The sequence below is a fragment of the Deltaproteobacteria bacterium genome (assembly GCA_022340465.1).
Lineage (GTDB): Bacteria > Desulfobacterota > Desulfobacteria > Desulfobacterales > B30-G6 > JAJDNW01.
In genome coordinates, this window is sequence record JAJDNW010000003.1 from 72726 (window position 1) to 87589 (window position 14864).

Here is a 14864-nt window from a genome sequence, read left to right on the forward strand (position 1 = left end):
GCGACAGGTTTCAGCGCGGCTGCCCCGCTACAAAAAGGCCCGGCCCGGCGTGTAAGCCGGGCCGGGCCTTTTTGCCTGCACGTTCTTCCGACCGCATTTCAAACCGTATTTTCTGAATACTTTATCAGGCTTGACGGTTTGCCTCGCTTCAATACAGGTCCCATATCGAAAGCCTGGCACCCGAGACCGCGGCCAACGCCCTCATATGCCTGGTTCACCAGACGAACTTTCTCTTGGATAGGCAATTACAGCATCTTGAAAAGCGGTTCCTGGAAGGGGGTGGTTTTACCGAGAAACTGTACCGATCCAGACATAAAGCACGCAATCGTCCCTGAACAGCGGAGGTGTCCAACCATGTTGGACCAACATCTTGATTGATCAAGACCCATCTCAGCCGTTCGAGCTTTCGATTTTTTTCTGATTTCCAACCTTGTAATTCATTGCAAACTAAAATATAGCCACAGCAAATGACCGGGGAAACAGCATCATCGGTTCCGGGTTTCTGGTTCAGGAGAGGCGTTCATGAACATCCTGGTGTGTTTCAAAGCGGCACCCCAAGTAGAAATGCTCATTGACGAGGATTGGATTGTCGATGAAAAACTGCGTGTAGACACGAGTTTCGTAAAGAGCGCTTTAAGCACCTGCGACGAGAGTGCACTGGAGATTGCCCTGAGGCTGCTGGACGGGTCCGGAGCACCGGTGGAAAGCGTCACACTCAGCACCCTGACGGTGGATGACGGCAGTGCAACGGCGATTTTGAAAACGCTTTATGCCCTCCGCTTTACGAAGGCTGTGCGCATTGAACCCCGTGAGGATCTCCACTTCAAACCTCTGGCAATTTCCGCCATCGTCAGCCAATACGTCCTGCACCACGCTCCCCAGGATGCGGTGCTGTTTGGGGGTCAAAGCGATATCGGCCAAAACTCAAAAACACCCATGCTGGTGGCGGAAATGCTGGGATGGCCCTGTGTTTCCCAGGCAATTCAGATAGAACGGGCGGGCGAAGGCCGCCTGAGGGTTACCAGCAGGACGGATGACGGGAACATCCGGCAACGGATACGCACGCCCTGCGTGATTTCGGTGGGGGATGCCCCCTGCACCAGCCTGAGAGTCCCGACGCTCAGGGACCGCCTGCAATACGGTAAAAAGACCGTTGACGTTCTATCTGCGGATGAATTCCGGTTACCTGTGGAAACCGAAACGCCCACGGATCTCGAGGTTCTTCACCATGCCAGGGCCGGTGTTGTCATCCAGGGCGGGGGGCCGGCCGAAAAAGCCAGGGTGCTGTATGAGGAGCATCTGAAGCCGGTGTTGTTCCGGGAATAATGGCAAAGGGGGCGCTTTGAGATTCAAATGCATCTTAAACGGATGCTCAACCCGTATCAAAACGCAGGCCGAAGAGCTCAACGGTTTCATAGCGGCCTTTCTAGAGCCGTATGCCGGGAACGGCAGTACCCTGCTTTTTTATGCGGGCAAGGAAAAACCGGACGGGCTGTTGGACCTCGCACCCACGAAACAGGCCGAACTGGTTCGTATCGACCGTTACCAGCCTGAAAAGATCCTGGAAGCGCTCGAACGCATTGAAGACCACGGCGATACGGACCTGTACCTGTTTACCAGCGGTTTTGCCGGTTCCGAGCTGGCAGTCCGTTGGGCCTTCCGCCGGAAAGGCTCCTCCCTTGTCCAGGTGAAAGCGATCGACTACCGGGAGGGTCGGTTAAGCGCCAAAAAGACCGTTTATGTCGACCATGTCATGGCAACCTTCAGGCTGGATCGCCGACCTTTCTGCCTTTCTTTTGCCAGAGGGTGTGTGGACAGGCTCCCGGTCAAGTCCCAGGTCGCCGGAAAGGTAGTCGAATACGATTTCACCGATTTAAAAGACGACAGGTTTGTAGACGCGTCACAACCGATTTTTTCCAAACAGGCCGATCCGTTTGAAAATAAAAAGGTGCTCGTCGTGGGCGGCAGAGGACTGCAGAGCAGGGATGAGGTTCAAGACCTGCAAAACACGGCCGATGCCATGGGCGCGGCGTTCGGGATCAGCCGGCCGGTGGCTCTGAATGCCTGGGGGGCCATGGACCGGCTGATCGGCGTATCCGGGACGATTGCCAAACCGGAGCTGTGTATCGCTGCCGGCGTGTCGGGTGCCGCCGCTTTTTATGCGGGGATTGAAAACAGCAAGGTCATCATTGCCATCAACACAGACCCGCATGCCCGCATCCTCAGGACAGCCGATGTGGTCATCATAGACGATTGCAAGGCTGTTATGGCTGAGGTGCTGAAGATGTACAGGCTTGACGCCGGCAGCGGGCCGCCGGAATAGCGGCCGATGACCGGTGGTTGTAGCGTAGTGGACGGAAGAATATAGCGATTCGAGAAGACTGTTTACCACGTCGAGGTTAGGGCAATCGGTTTAAAAAGGAGAAGGACGGAATGGACATCCAGGATTTTTCCATGGACTTTTTCTCACTGCGGGGAAAAAATGCCGTTGTCACCGGCGGCAACACCGGCTTGGGCAGTGCCTTTGCCCTGGCCCTGGCCAAGGCGGGAGCCAATCTGTTCATTCCCAGCATTTTGGCGGGCGACGGCGCGACACGCGGCCTGATAGAGGCCGAAGGCGTCGACTATGAATTCCTGCAGATCGACATTGCCGGGAACGGGGCCCCCAGGGCCATCATCGAAACCTGTGTCGACAGGCTGGGGTCCATAGACATCCTGGTGAACAGCGCCGGGGTTTCCATCCTTTGCGAGGTGGAAAAATTCGGCCGCGAGCAGTGGGACAAGATGGTGAGCGTCAACCTGACCGCGGCCTTTGAACTCGCTTTTGAGGCCACCCGGTTCATGATCCCTCAGAAAAGCGGCAAAATCATCAATATCTGTTCCCTGTTCTCCTTTCTGGGCGGTCAGTGGTCCCCGGCCTACGCCGCCACCAAGCACGGCCTGGCGGGTTTCACCAAGGCCTATTGCGACGAGCTCGCCCAGCACAACATTCAGGTGAACGGCATTGCGCCGGGGTATTACGCTACCGCCATTACCGAGAGGACCCGGAAAGATCCGGATGCCAACCGCAGGGTGTTGGAGCACATCCCCGCCAACCGCTGGGGGGAGACCATGGACCTGATGGGCACGACTGTTTTTCTGGCGAGCAGGGCCTCGGACTACGTCAACGGCCACATACTGGTAGTGGACGGCGGTTATCTGGTGCGCTGACATGCAGAAGAAATTCCTTATCGGCATAGACGGAGGCACCCAGAGCTCGAAAGTCATCATCTTCGATCTCGAGGGCAACATCGTCTCCCAGGGCAAAGAGGACCTGCGGCCCATGTTCATGCCCGAGCCCGGGGTGGCCGAACACCCGGGCGACGACCTGTGGGATTCGATCAAGGCGGCGAGCCGTCAGGCCCTGGAGCGGTTCCCGGAGGACCCCGGTTCGATTCTGGGACTGGGGCTTTGCACGATCAGATGCTGCCGTGCCTGTCTGAAGAAAGACGGCAGCCTGGCTTCGCCGGTTCTGAACTGGATGGATTTGCGCCTGGCCAGCCCATATGAGCACAACGACCCCGCGGTCGGCTATGTTACCACCAGTTCCGGTTACATCACCCATCGCCTGACCGGCCGCTTCACGGACACCGCCGCCAATTATGAGGGCATGTGGCCCATCGACAAGGACACCTGGCGATGGAGCGAAGAGCCCGGGGTTCTGGCAAGATTCAACCTGCCCGGAGAATTTCTTTTCGATCTCGTCATGCCCGGCGCCATCCTGGGGTATGTAACCGCGAAAGCCTCCCGGCAGACGGGCATTCCCGCGGGAATTCCGGTGGTGGCCACCGCCAATGACAAGGCGGTCGAAGCCCTGGGCGCGGGATTGCTCCCGGGAAAAACGGGCCTGGTGTCGCTGGGCACCTATATCGGCGGTATGGTGTTCGGCGAACGCAACGTCCAAGAGGCCCGCTCTTTTTTTGCCAACATGGCCGCGATTCCCGGCCGCTACCTGTACGAAAGCGGCGGCATTCGGCAGGGTATGTGGACGGTAAGCTGGTTCAGGAACCTGTTCGGCGAGGGGCTTGCCGAAGAAGCCCGCCAGAAGGGCGTTTCTGCGGAAGAGGTTCTGAACCGGGAAGCCGGGCAGATCCCAGCGGGCAGTGACGGACTGATGACGGTTCCGGAGTGGCTGGCGCCACCGGACAAGCCGTTCAAGAAAGGGGCCATGATCGGCTTCCATGCCGGGCACACCCGGGCGCACCTATACCGTTCCATCCTCGAATCCATTGCCTTGACCATGAAGAACCACATGGATGCCATGGGCGGGGAACTGAACAGAGAGCTGGAGCGGATCATCGTTTCCGGCGGCGGTTCCAGCGGCGATCTCTTCATGCAGATCTTTGCCGATGTGTTCAACCTGCCTGCGGTGAGAAACAGGGTCAACGGCGCCGCCGGGCTGGGTGCGGCCATTTGCGCGGCCGTGGCCACGGAGGCTTACCCCTCCTTTGAGGCCGCCATCGAAGCCATGGTAAAAGTTGAAGACGCCTTTTACCCGGTTGCTGAAAACGTTTCCATGTATGCGGCCATGAACGACCGTGTCTACCGGCACATAACCCGCTTTACCGACAGCGTTTTGCAAAAAGCGTATTCCATATTCAACCTGTAAACAGCTGTGCAGGGAAAAGGAGCGATGTTGAAAATGGCTTTAACCAGAAAAGAGATTGTGGCGGCGCTTGTCGAGATCGTCGGCGAGAGTCAGGTCATCACGGACGAGCAGGTGCTGAAGGAGAGCAGCGTTGACCGGTTTCGGCGCTTCGAAGCGTTACACGGTGTTTACCGGCTGCCGCTGCCGACAGCGGTGGTGAATGTTTTCAGCACACAGGAGGTGGCTGCCGTTATTCGCTTTGCCCATGAAAACAACGTCTGCGTCGTACCGCGGACCGGCCACACGGCCACGGAGGGGGGCCTGGAAACCGTTCTCGAAAACACCATTGTCATCGACGGATCGGGGATGAACAAAATTGTCGATATCGACCCCGCGAACATGCAGGCTACGGCGCAGTGCGGTGTCCCGCTGCAGGTTTTGGACGACTGCTTGAGGGAAAAGGGGTATACGACAGGCCACTCTCCCCAATCCAAACCCATTGCCCAGATGGGCGGACTGGTGGCAACCAGGAGCATCGGCCAGTTTTCAACCATGTACGGCGGCATCGAGGAGATGGTGGTCGGACTGGAAGCGGTTTTTCCGGACGGCGGGGTCACCCGCATTAAAAATGTTCCCAGGCGGGCGGCGGGCCCTGACATCCGCCACGTCATCATCGGCAACGAGGGGGCCCTTTGCTATATCACGGAGGTAACCGTAAAGATTTACAAGTATTTCCCTGAAAACAACCGTTTTCTCGGCTACACATTGGACAACATGAAAACCGGCTTCGACATTCTCCGGGAAGTCATGATCAACGGCTATCGGCCTTCGGTCGCCCGTCTTTACGATGTGGAGGACGGCGCCTATCACTTTTCCCACTTTGCGGCGGGTAAATGCGTCCTGATTTTCGTGGCCGAAGGCGTAAAACCGCTGGCCGATGCAACCGCTGCCGCCATCGAGGAGATCGTGGCCGGCTACGACGAATGCAAACCGGTGGCGGGCAAGCTGATCGAGCGGTGGTTCGCCCACCTCAACTGGGATCCTGCCGACCTTGCCCGGGAAAAGACCGAGATCATCGAAACCAAGAACATCTGCAACACCACCGAAATTTCCGGAAACTGGAGCATCATCAACGACATCTACGAGGTGTGCATGGAGCGGGTGAAAAACGAGATTCCCGATCTGACGCTGCTCGGGGCCCACTCCTCCCACAGCTACCTAAACGGCACCAACCTCTATTTTGTCTACTTCTACAACGTCGTGGACTGCCGGCCGGAAGAGGAGCTCACCAAGTACCACCTTCCCATCAAAAAGATCATCGTCGAAGAGACCATCAAGGCCGGAGGCTCCATGTGCCACCATCACGGGGTGGGCAAGCACCGCACCCCCTGGATCGAAAAGGAGTACGGTTCGTCCTATTACATCTTGAAAACCCTGAAGAAGGCATTCGACCCGCACGGAATCATGAACCCGGGGACCATTGTTCCCGTAACGGATAGGTGATGGACGGGCGGTCGCCCGACCGCTGAAATGCTCGTAAGGGTGCAGATTTCCGGAAACCGGTAAAGGCAACAGAACGCCCGGCCGTGCATCGGCACAGCCGGGCGTTTCCGTGAAGTCCTCACAGGTCTCAACTTAGAGCGGTTTCCAGAAAAACATTCCGAACAAGCATCCATCTTTGGCGAGTTTCAATGGAAACATAACGATCAGCCGACATGCCACCAGCGCTCCATGGCTTTCCACCCGTCTACGCTGCGGTTGGCGGCCAGGGGACCGTGGGCTACGGTTTTGCGGTTGGCGAATACATACTGGGCATAGACCGGGATGATGGTGCCGCCGTCGTCGCGCACGATTTCCTGCATTTCCCAGTACATGGCGCGGCGGCGCTCGGAGTCAAGCTCGGTGCGGGCCTGAACCAGCAGGGTATTGAAGCGTTCGTTTTTCCAGTGGGCGTCATTCCAGGGGGAGTCGGCGGCATACGCGCTGGTGAACATGAGGTCCTCGGTTGGCCGCCCGTTCCAGTAGCAGGTGCAGAAGGGCTTTTTCAGCCAGACATTGGACCAGTAGCCGTCGTTGGGTTCGCGTACCACCTTGATGTCGATGCCGGCCTTGCCGGCGGATTCACTGAAGAGCACGGCGGCATCCACGGCCTTGGCAAAAGCGGCGTCGGCGGCGTGGAGCTTCACCGACAGTTTGTCCATTCCGGCCTTTTTCAGGTGGTGACGGGCCTTGTCCGGGTCGTAGACGCGTTGTTTCATTTCCGTGTTGAAGTACCGGTTGGCCGGTGTTATGGGGCTGTCATTGCCCACCTGACCGAAGCCTGCCAGGAGGATGTCCACCATCTGCTGGCGGTTGATGGCGTATTTCAGGGCCAGGCGCACGTTGACGTCGTCAAAGGGGGCCACGTCGGTGAACATGGGCATTGTAAAATGCTGGGTGCCGGTGACGGCATTTACCTCGATATCCGGCTTTTTCTCGAGAAGGTGCACGGTGCTGAGGTCGACGCTGCCGATACAGTCCGCTTTGCCGGTGAGGAGAGCGTTTGTCCGGGCGGCCTGGTCGCTGAGCGGCACCAGTTCGACCCTGTCGAAGTTGGCACGGCCTTCTTTCCAGTAGTTGGGGTTGCGTTCGCCCACGTAGCGCACGCCGGGTTCGAATGCGCTCAATTTGTAGCCGCCGGTGGCGACCCCTGACTGCCAGTCGATTTTGCCGTCCTTGGCCGGAAAGATGATGAAGAAATACTCCGATACCACGTAGGGGAAGTCGGCATTTCCCTCGGCCAGTTCGAACACCACGGTGTGGTTGTCCAACTTGCGGATATCCTTTACTCCTTTCAACAGGGTTTTTCCGGCCGACTTGGTGTTTTCGCCGCGGTGGTGGTTGATGGAGGCGATGACATCATCCGCGTCCATGGATTTCCCGTTGTGGAAGGTGACGTCCTTGCGCAGGCGGAAGGTCCAGACGCCGGCATCGGCACTGGCTTCCCATGATTCGGCCAGTTCCGGCACGACGGCACCGTTGTGATCGATTTCGGTCAGGCAGTTGCCGATGGCCCCCACCATGAAAGCGTTGATGACTCCTGTTCCGTAGGTGGCGGGGTCCAGGGATTCGGCCGTGCTGGCCCCGGCCATGCCAAGGCGGAAGACACCGCCCTTTTGGGGTGCGGCCGCTAGGGCCTTGGGAAGCGGCAGCATGCCGGCGGCTCCCAGGGCACCGCCGGCCAACAGCAGGGTGTTGAACTGACGACGGGTGATTCCATTGCCATTATCCATATCAGGCCTCCTTTTGTTTTAGGTCCGTACAATCAAAAGCATTGGTTTCGGGAAATATCAAGGATACCTAATATTGGTTTTTAAAGCAAGGGAATGCTCACGTGGTAGGTACCGCTTTCCAGCCTGGCTTTCAGAGGAAGGTTACCTTTTTTGAAAACCTTCATCATGGCTGTGTTGGAAAACAGAACTTCCGCTGCAAATGTTTTTACCCCTCTTTCTTTGGCGAGACGGACGAGCGTTAGATACAAAAATGTGGCAATGCCCTGGGCCTGATAGCTTTCATCGACGATAAAGACCACTTCGGCCATTTCGGTTCCCGGAATCCTGATATAACGCCCTTCGGCGATGATACGCTCCTTTTTTCCCGTACCGGACAAACCCACGATAGACATAATCCTGGTCCAGTCTACGTTGACGTATTTTTGCATTTCCGAGTGGGGCATCGTCCGAACCGAATGAAAGTAACGGGAATAAACCGATTTGTCGGAGAAGCGATAAAAAAAACGCCGCATGCCTTCTTCATCGGAAGGTTTTATGGGACGAAAACGAACATCTATTCCCTCTTTGAATGTATGCACCTCATTGATTTCTGAGGGATAGAGATGGGCGCTCCCGGCCAGGAATATTTGGTCCCGATAGAGAAGATGGCTGTTTTTGGCCTTTTCAACCAATTCGGCCCGGTCGTCCGGATGGGCAATTTCTATCAGGGCCTGGGCGCGTTCACGCACGGTAAGCCCTTCCAAATGGGCCGCGCCGAACTCGGTAACGATTGTCAACACCGATTCATAACGCGTAAATTGATTGGGATGGTCGGCAATGGACACCCGTATGTTTGGAGCGCCGGAATCATCGCGGCTGCTCAGCTCAAATATAGCGTGTCCACCGCTGGAAAGCTCGGCACCGGCAAAAAGATCCATGGTCTCGGAAGGCCCGGTGGAAATCCCGCCTTTTCCCAGATCCAGGATCACCCGCCCGAACAAATCGATTTTATCGGCCGGTATGATGGAAACAAACTTAGGGTTGCCGCCGATGGTCGAGGGGTTGATCACCTTGTCTATGGGTTGGAACTCGATCAAGGGGTTGTGATCCATCCATTCCAGCAAATGTTCCGTTCCGATGGCGTAGGACGTCAGGGATTTGCCGCGGTGTGTATCTTTGAATCGATTCGTGACGGCACCGCTCAGCATCAGTTCCATGAGGGCATCCGTAAAGAAAGGCGAATGGATGCCCAAATCCTTTTTGCCATTTAAATGTCTACCGAGCGCCTCGAAAAATGGGCCGTTGAAAAACGCGACACAACTTTCATCCTCGATCAGGGCCGCCACATTGCAGGCAATCCGATCGGTCACCTCCTCCACGTCCCACCTTGGGAAGAATATCGGCGGTTCTTCCGCCCGCACCAACAAATTGAATTCGGACAGGTGGACGAACGTGTCGCCGAAGGTATAGGGGGTATAGGTGCTGATTTCACCGACGGTCACGGCGGCTTTTTGCATGGCTTCCCTGGCCACGTCCACGGCAACACCCAGGCTGCAGTAACCGGCATCGTTCGGCGGCGTGACCTGGATGATGGCGGCGTCGATGTTTACGAGTCCCTCTTTGATCAGATAGGGTATGCGCACGAAGCGGCTGGGTATAAAATCGATCTGACCCTTGGAAATAGCCGCTTCAGCCATCCAGCCCGAATAAAATGTTTTCAGCCTGAATTTTTTGGAATTCAAGGCCTGCGGGGAAATGGCATCACCGAAGCTCAGGAGCTGAACTATTTCGATGTCTTCCAATTTCCTCGAATTCGAAGACATGATGTGCCGCATGGTCGTGCGCGGTTCAGCCACCCCCGAGCCCATAAAAATACTCATTCCCGGTTTCAGTTTTTGCAGTATCTGTTCCGGTTTGATTAAAAAGGACTCCCAGCGGTTCTTTGCGTATCGATCCATACGGCGTTCTCCGATATCCGGCTGCTTCGAACCGGGGCAGCGGGCGAATCATAACAGGCATCATGCCTTCCTATTCCCTGCATCTGCGGCACACCCGAAAATCGCTCAGGTTGGATCATTGTTAATATCTGCCTGAAAACGATGCAGAAACCACTGCATGGGATTGAGCAATTCAAAACCCATGCCGGTCATTGCCTGCCTGGCCTGGCGGATATTCTTGGTCAGCAGATATAAAAATATGGCGACACGTCCCTCTTTCCAATCCCTTAAGACGAGCATGCTGGTGATGGAAATGTCGTGATCGCTCAAGGTCCTGGTGGCCTGGCTGACGGCACCGGCATTGGCGGGGGCTTCAACTCCCATAAAACAGCCGGGTTTCCCGCCACCCAATAGCTGAATAAAACCGGTCAACATGTCCCGGTCCGAAATGATGCCGATAATTTTACGGTCGTCATCGACGATGGGGAACGCTCCCACTTTGACGCTTTCGAAAAGAAGCAGCACATCCTGAAGGGTATGCCGGGTAGAAATATGGTAGGGGCTCTCGACCATTATGTCAGCTATGGTAAGCGGTGCAACCATTTCCGGGGTATCGCCCTTGCGATCGGAAGGATAGGGTGTCGCACTTCTTATATCTCGATCGCTGACCATGCCGATCAGTCGATTTCCGCTGTCAACGACCGGAAGATGGCGGATGTTGTGCCGGGTCATTTTGGCCCGGGCTTCGGAAATCCTGGCGTTTTTTTCTATCGTGACAACTTTTTTGCCTCGTTCGAATTGCGTAGCGGCCATTGCATGTCACCTCCCTTAAGACATGTGCGGCATGTGGTTATAGCGGTTGCCACGCCTGGGGCGGATCAGCTGCGGCGTATCACGATATGAAGCGGGTGGCATTCATTGGTACCGGAACAGGTTCGTGACAACCGGCATCCATAGAAAAGGTGTATAATGACGATTAGGGGCTAGGGTGTGCCGGGTGCCTGCATGCCGAATGTGAGGTGCCGGGCGTCTTCCGGTGTGACCTCATCCATCTTTTCTCCACAGCAAATCAGTTCACCCTCCCCCTTTTTGAGAATGGTGACTATTTTTTCACACTTTTTGCACTTGTAGACATGACCTTTTTCTTGCACGATATCCTCCTTTCGCCGGTGGTTTCCCGGTTTGCCGGGGCATATTTTTAAAATCGAAACAATTGCCGATTTTCACTGAAACGAACGTTTCGTTTATTGGCTCGGCGCGAAAAAAGGAAGATCCTGTGGCGGAACAGATCAGATGGCGGCCCCTTTGTTTAGGGGCTAGAGGCATCTTTTTGGCGGATTGCGCAACATCCAGATTGGAATACGGCCAGATGCTTACATCTATAAGATATTGCTCCCTTATGGACTTGTCAATACCTGGAGATTGTTCAGGAAATTAATGTCCTTCACAATCGGTTGTGGTTGCGGTTCCATGGAAACAAATCAGCGCCCAAGGCAGTCAAGGCCCCTTAGAGGGGCCTTCCTCAGCCCTTAAGGCTCTGCCGGAGGTCGCTGATTGGTCAGCGCGTAGGCCCGTGGGTGATGGTGACCAGCAGTTTGCCCGTTTTTAATTCGATCTGGCCGCTGTCTCCTTCGAAAACATTGCTGATGCCCCGGGTGCTCCCCAGGCTGAGGTCCTCGTTGTTCAGGGTATACAAAAATCCGGACAGGACAATGCCGCTTACCTTTTCCGTCAGCGGCATGAGGGACAGGAGATCTCCCTTTTGGCCCAGGAGCCGGACCCGCTGGCCGCCCTGAAGCACGAAGATTTCCTGGTTGCCGTCCAGAATCCTGGCTTCGATGGTTTGCAGCTCGCCGGCCACCAGGATCAGGGCATTGGCAAAGGTCATATCCCACCGCCCTCCCAGGGCGCCCAGAATGATGATTTCGTCGGGATTTTTATCCAGGGCCGCACGCACCGCCAGCCAGAGATCGGTTTCGTCCTTTCGAGAAGGATGGCGGTCGATGCGGGCGCCCTTTTCTTCGGCACTTGCAAGGTCGGCCGGGTCGGCGGAATCCATGTCTCCCACAACCACATGCGGGGTGATTCCCAATCTCTTACAGTGCTTCAGACCACCGTCGGCGGCTATGATAAGGTCCCGACGCGGCGAGATTTTAATGCCGTCCGGCCAGCTGGTCAGCAGGCCGTTGGCGAAGATAACAGCACGCATGTCAACTCCTTCAGTTTTCAGCATGAGTCAGGTTGAGGCTCTCCGCGGCAAACCCGATAAACAGATCATGTCAGGTTTAAATAACTGTAATCATTTTTATGTTGAGGTAAAGCACAATTTTTTCGCCGACCAACGGTGGTGGGTCATGGTTGGCGAGATCGAAGGTGAGCTCAAGAAAGCTTCCGGTGCCGATTCTTACCCGATAGCACCGGCCGGCAAAGGTCCTGTTGAGCACCTCGCCTTGGATGATGGCCACATCCGTGCCCGCCGCCGGGGGGGTGAGGGCGGCGCACTCCGGCGGCAGCAGAACGGTGACAGCGGCGCCGACGCCGCAGTGGCAAGAGGACGGGCGTAGGGCCCCCAGGGCCGTATCGATAGCGCCTTCGGCATTGACGGCGCCCGGGAGCAGGTTGTTGAATCCCAGAAATTCGGCAACGAAGACACTCGCAGGAAACCGGTAGAGGTCTTCAGGCACCGCCTGCTGCATGATCTGCCCTTTGTTCATGACGGCGATTTCGTCGGCGATGCCGAAGGCCTCCGATTGATCGTGGGTAACGAATATGGCCGTCATTTTAAGTTGTTTGAGGAGGTTGCGGATCTCCGGCAGCAGCCTTTCGCGCAAGGCCCTGTCCAGGGAGCCCATGGGTTCGTCCAGCATCAGCAGGCGGGGGCGTGGAGCCAGGCTGCGGGCCAGGGCCACGCGCTGTTTTTCTCCACCCGAAAGAGAGGCGACATCGCGCCGTCCGAGGTCGGCCAATCCGGTCAATTCCAGCATTTCGTCTGTCAGCGATGCGGCCTTTCCAGGGTCCATGTTGAGCATCTGAAGACCGAAGGCCACGTTCTGAAACACATTTTTGTGGGGAAACAGGGCAAAATCCTGAAACATCATGCCAAACTGCCGTTGGTGGGCCGGTCGGCGGGTGAGATCCTTCCCTGCGAAAATGACCCGGCCACGATCCGGGTTTTCGAGGCCCGCTATCAGGCGCAGGAGTGTTGTTTTGCCGCATCCGGAGGGCCCCAGAAGACATAAAATGCGTCCCTTCGCCAGGGACAGCGAAACGTCACGCACGGCGGGCTCATCGAAGCGCTTGCTCAAGCATTTGCATTCCAGGATGGTCATGGTCTAAAAATCCCCCGAGGCACGTCGCATTTTTTCAAGCATCAGAAAGCCGGCTGCCGTCGTTATCATCAAGAGGCAGCTCATGGCCATGGCCTGGCCATAATTCATGGCACCGGGATAGTTCAGAAAGCGGTAAACGGCCAGGGGCAGGGTGGGTGCCTGTGGCCGGGCCACGAAAACCGTGGCCCCGAATTCACCCATGCTGATGGCAAACGCGAATACGGCACCCACCAGAAGGGCCCGGCTCAAGATGGGCCAATCCACGGTCAGCCAAGTGCGGCGCGGGGATGCTCCCAGGGTGGCGGCGGCTTCACGCAGGCTCTGAGGGATGCTGCGCCAGGCCGGCAGAAGACTCCTGATGACGAAGGGCAGGGCCACGAGGGCATGGGCAATAGGGGGCAGCAGCCATGACGACCTCAAATTGAAGGGCGGTTTGTCGAGGGCGATGATGAAGCCGAAGCCCAGGGTTACCGCCGATGTCGACAGGGGCAGCATCAGCAGGGGGTCGAGGGTGCCGGCAAATTTCTGCTGGGGCGTGGCCAGAAAAGCGGCGGCCAGCCATCCCAGGGACAGGGCGATCAGGGTTGCCGCAAGGGCATAACCCAACGAGTTGAGCATGGCGGCGGCCGGCGCGACGTATAAAATCGATTGCTGGCGATTTTCGAACAGGGCGGTGTAATAGGTGAGGCCGGGCCCGCTTTCGGTGGCAAACGACCGGATGATCAACGCCAGGATCGGCGCACCCAGCAAAAGGGCCATGAACCCCACGCAGGCGCCCACGACAAACCTGTCCGCTCCCCTGTCTGCCTGGCGGTATCGGCGGTTGAATCCTTCGGGCAGCAGGGAAAAGGAGGCGCGTCTTTCCAGTCGTGTGTAAAGGGCCATCAGGCAAAAGGTGAACACGATCTGAATGAGGGACAGGGCGGCGGCCAAAGGGAGGTTGAAAAGGTGGACCGCCTGTCTGTAAATTTCCACCTCCAGGGTTGCCAGGCGCGGCCCCCCGAGGATCAGCACCACACCGAAGCTGGTGAAGCAGAAAATGAAGACGAGCAGGGAAGACGCCAGTATGGCGGGGGCCAGAAGGGGAAGGGTGACCTTGAAAAATGCGGTCCGTTCGGCGGCGCCGAGCATACGGGCGGCGTCATGCAGGTTAACGGGCAAACGCTCCCAAAATCCGCCGACGATGTGCAGCACCACGGTAAAGTTGTAAAAGACATGGGCGATCAGGAACAGCGCCACCGTGTGGTCCAGGTGAAAGACGGCGCCTTCCAGGCCGAACAGGTGTATGCAGGCGGCGTTGGCCAACCCGCCCCGGCCTAAAAGCGCCTTGAAGGCCGCTGCCGTGACCACGGTGGGCAGAACGAAAGGAACCGTGGCCAGGTTCCGGATCAGGGCCTTGCCTTTAAACGTGTAGCGGGCAAAGACAAAGGCGGCGGGCAGCGCCGCCGCCAGGGTCAGCAAGGTCGACAGCGCCGCCTGCCAGGTGGTGAACCAAAGCACGCGGGCGTAGTGCCAGGTGTCGAACAGTTTCTGAAGCCCCTTCCAATCCAGGGCACCCTCGGGTGCGAGGCTGAGCATGAAAATACGGATCAGGGGATAGAAATAGAACAGGCTCAAAAAAACGAGCGGCGGTGCAATCAGAAGGTGGCGGGGTACGCTTTTCACCGCAATACCGTCTCCGTCCACGCTTCCAGCCATTTTTCGCGGCCCTCTTCGATGG

13 protein-coding genes are annotated in these 14864 nt (G+C 57.0%); 6 read left to right on the forward strand and 7 right to left on the reverse strand.

Going from position 1 to position 14864, the window contains the following annotated elements; all coding sequences use genetic code 11:
- Positions 1-173: 173 nt before the first annotated feature.
- From LJE94_00675 to LJE94_00700, 6 genes are all read left to right on the forward strand, one after another.
- A complete protein-coding gene (locus tag LJE94_00675) occupies positions 174-335 on the forward strand; it encodes a four helix bundle suffix domain-containing protein (GenBank protein MCG6908618.1) in 162 nt (53 codons plus the stop codon).
- A 187-nt stretch (positions 336-522) separates the two neighbouring features.
- Positions 523-1326, forward strand: a complete 804-nt coding sequence (locus tag LJE94_00680; protein MCG6908619.1) for an electron transfer flavoprotein subunit beta/FixA family protein — start codon at positions 523-525, stop codon at positions 1324-1326.
- Positions 1327-1342: 16 nt separating this feature from the next.
- Positions 1343-2323: an FAD-binding protein gene (locus tag LJE94_00685; GenBank protein ID MCG6908620.1), complete on the forward strand. Its 981-nt coding sequence runs from the start codon at positions 1343-1345 to the stop codon at positions 2321-2323.
- A 110-nt stretch (positions 2324-2433) separates the two neighbouring features.
- Positions 2434-3210, forward strand: coding sequence for an SDR family oxidoreductase (locus LJE94_00690; protein MCG6908621.1), 777 nt, complete (start codon positions 2434-2436; stop codon positions 3208-3210).
- A gap of 1 nt (position 3211) precedes the next feature.
- Entirely contained in the window at positions 3212-4648 is a 1437-nt protein-coding gene (locus tag LJE94_00695) for a sugar kinase (GenBank protein MCG6908622.1), read from the forward strand.
- 33 nt (positions 4649-4681) lie between these two features.
- Positions 4682-6130 (forward strand): FAD-binding oxidoreductase, encoded by a 1449-nt coding sequence (locus LJE94_00700; GenBank protein MCG6908623.1) that lies wholly within the window; start codon positions 4682-4684, stop codon positions 6128-6130.
- A 203-nt stretch (positions 6131-6333) separates the two neighbouring features.
- Here LJE94_00700 and LJE94_00705 read toward each other — a convergent pair whose 3' ends face one another.
- From LJE94_00705 to LJE94_00735, 7 genes are all read right to left on the reverse strand, one after another.
- Entirely contained in the window at positions 6334-7899 is a 1566-nt protein-coding gene (locus tag LJE94_00705) for an ABC transporter substrate-binding protein (protein MCG6908624.1), read from the reverse strand.
- Positions 7900-7979: 80 nt separating this feature from the next.
- Positions 7980-9836 (reverse strand): GNAT family N-acetyltransferase, encoded by a 1857-nt coding sequence (locus LJE94_00710; protein MCG6908625.1) that lies wholly within the window; start codon positions 9834-9836, stop codon positions 7980-7982.
- 105 nt (positions 9837-9941) lie between these two features.
- Positions 9942-10628 (reverse strand): CBS domain-containing protein, encoded by a 687-nt coding sequence (locus LJE94_00715; GenBank protein ID MCG6908626.1) that lies wholly within the window; start codon positions 10626-10628, stop codon positions 9942-9944.
- A 170-nt stretch (positions 10629-10798) separates the two neighbouring features.
- Positions 10799-10966 carry a desulfoferrodoxin FeS4 iron-binding domain-containing protein gene (locus tag LJE94_00720; protein MCG6908627.1) on the reverse strand — a complete coding sequence of 56 codons (168 nt, stop codon included), beginning with the start codon at positions 10964-10966 and terminating at the stop codon, positions 10799-10801.
- A gap of 407 nt (positions 10967-11373) precedes the next feature.
- On the reverse strand, positions 11374-12024 hold the full coding sequence (locus tag LJE94_00725) for a thiamine diphosphokinase (GenBank protein MCG6908628.1): 651 nt from the start codon (positions 12022-12024) through the stop codon (positions 11374-11376).
- Positions 12025-12100: 76 nt separating this feature from the next.
- A complete protein-coding gene (locus LJE94_00730) occupies positions 12101-13144 on the reverse strand; it encodes an ABC transporter ATP-binding protein (GenBank protein MCG6908629.1) in 1044 nt (347 codons plus the stop codon).
- A gap of 3 nt (positions 13145-13147) precedes the next feature.
- Complete coding sequence (locus tag LJE94_00735; protein MCG6908630.1) at positions 13148-14842, reverse strand: iron ABC transporter permease; 1695 nt, start codon at positions 14840-14842, stop codon at positions 13148-13150.
- Between the last annotated feature and the right edge of the window lie 22 nt (positions 14843-14864).

Excerpts from the sequence above, each read along its gene's own strand:
- LJE94_00680 (MCG6908619.1), top strand. The coding sequence starts at position 523 with ATGAACATCCTGGTGTGTTTCAAAGCGGCACCCCAAGTAGAAATGCTC.
- LJE94_00690 (MCG6908621.1), top strand. The coding sequence starts at position 2,434 with ATGGACATCCAGGATTTTTCCATGGACTTTTTCTCACTGCGGGGAAAA.
- LJE94_00695 (MCG6908622.1), top strand. The coding sequence starts at position 3,212 with ATGCAGAAGAAATTCCTTATCGGCATAGACGGAGGCACCCAGAGCTCG.
- LJE94_00700 (MCG6908623.1), top strand. The coding sequence starts at position 4,682 with ATGGCTTTAACCAGAAAAGAGATTGTGGCGGCGCTTGTCGAGATCGTC.
- LJE94_00705 (MCG6908624.1), bottom strand. The coding sequence starts at position 7,899 with ATGGATAATGGCAATGGAATCACCCGTCGTCAGTTCAACACCCTGCTG.
- LJE94_00710 (MCG6908625.1), bottom strand. The coding sequence starts at position 9,836 with ATGGATCGATACGCAAAGAACCGCTGGGAGTCCTTTTTAATCAAACCG.
- LJE94_00715 (MCG6908626.1), bottom strand. The coding sequence starts at position 10,628 with ATGGCCGCTACGCAATTCGAACGAGGCAAAAAAGTTGTCACGATAGAA.
- LJE94_00725 (MCG6908628.1), bottom strand. The coding sequence starts at position 12,024 with ATGCGTGCTGTTATCTTCGCCAACGGCCTGCTGACCAGCTGGCCGGAC.
- LJE94_00730 (MCG6908629.1), bottom strand. The coding sequence starts at position 13,144 with ATGACCATCCTGGAATGCAAATGCTTGAGCAAGCGCTTCGATGAGCCC.
- LJE94_00735 (MCG6908630.1), bottom strand. The coding sequence starts at position 14,842 with ATGGCTGGAAGCGTGGACGGAGACGGTATTGCGGTGAAAAGCGTACCC.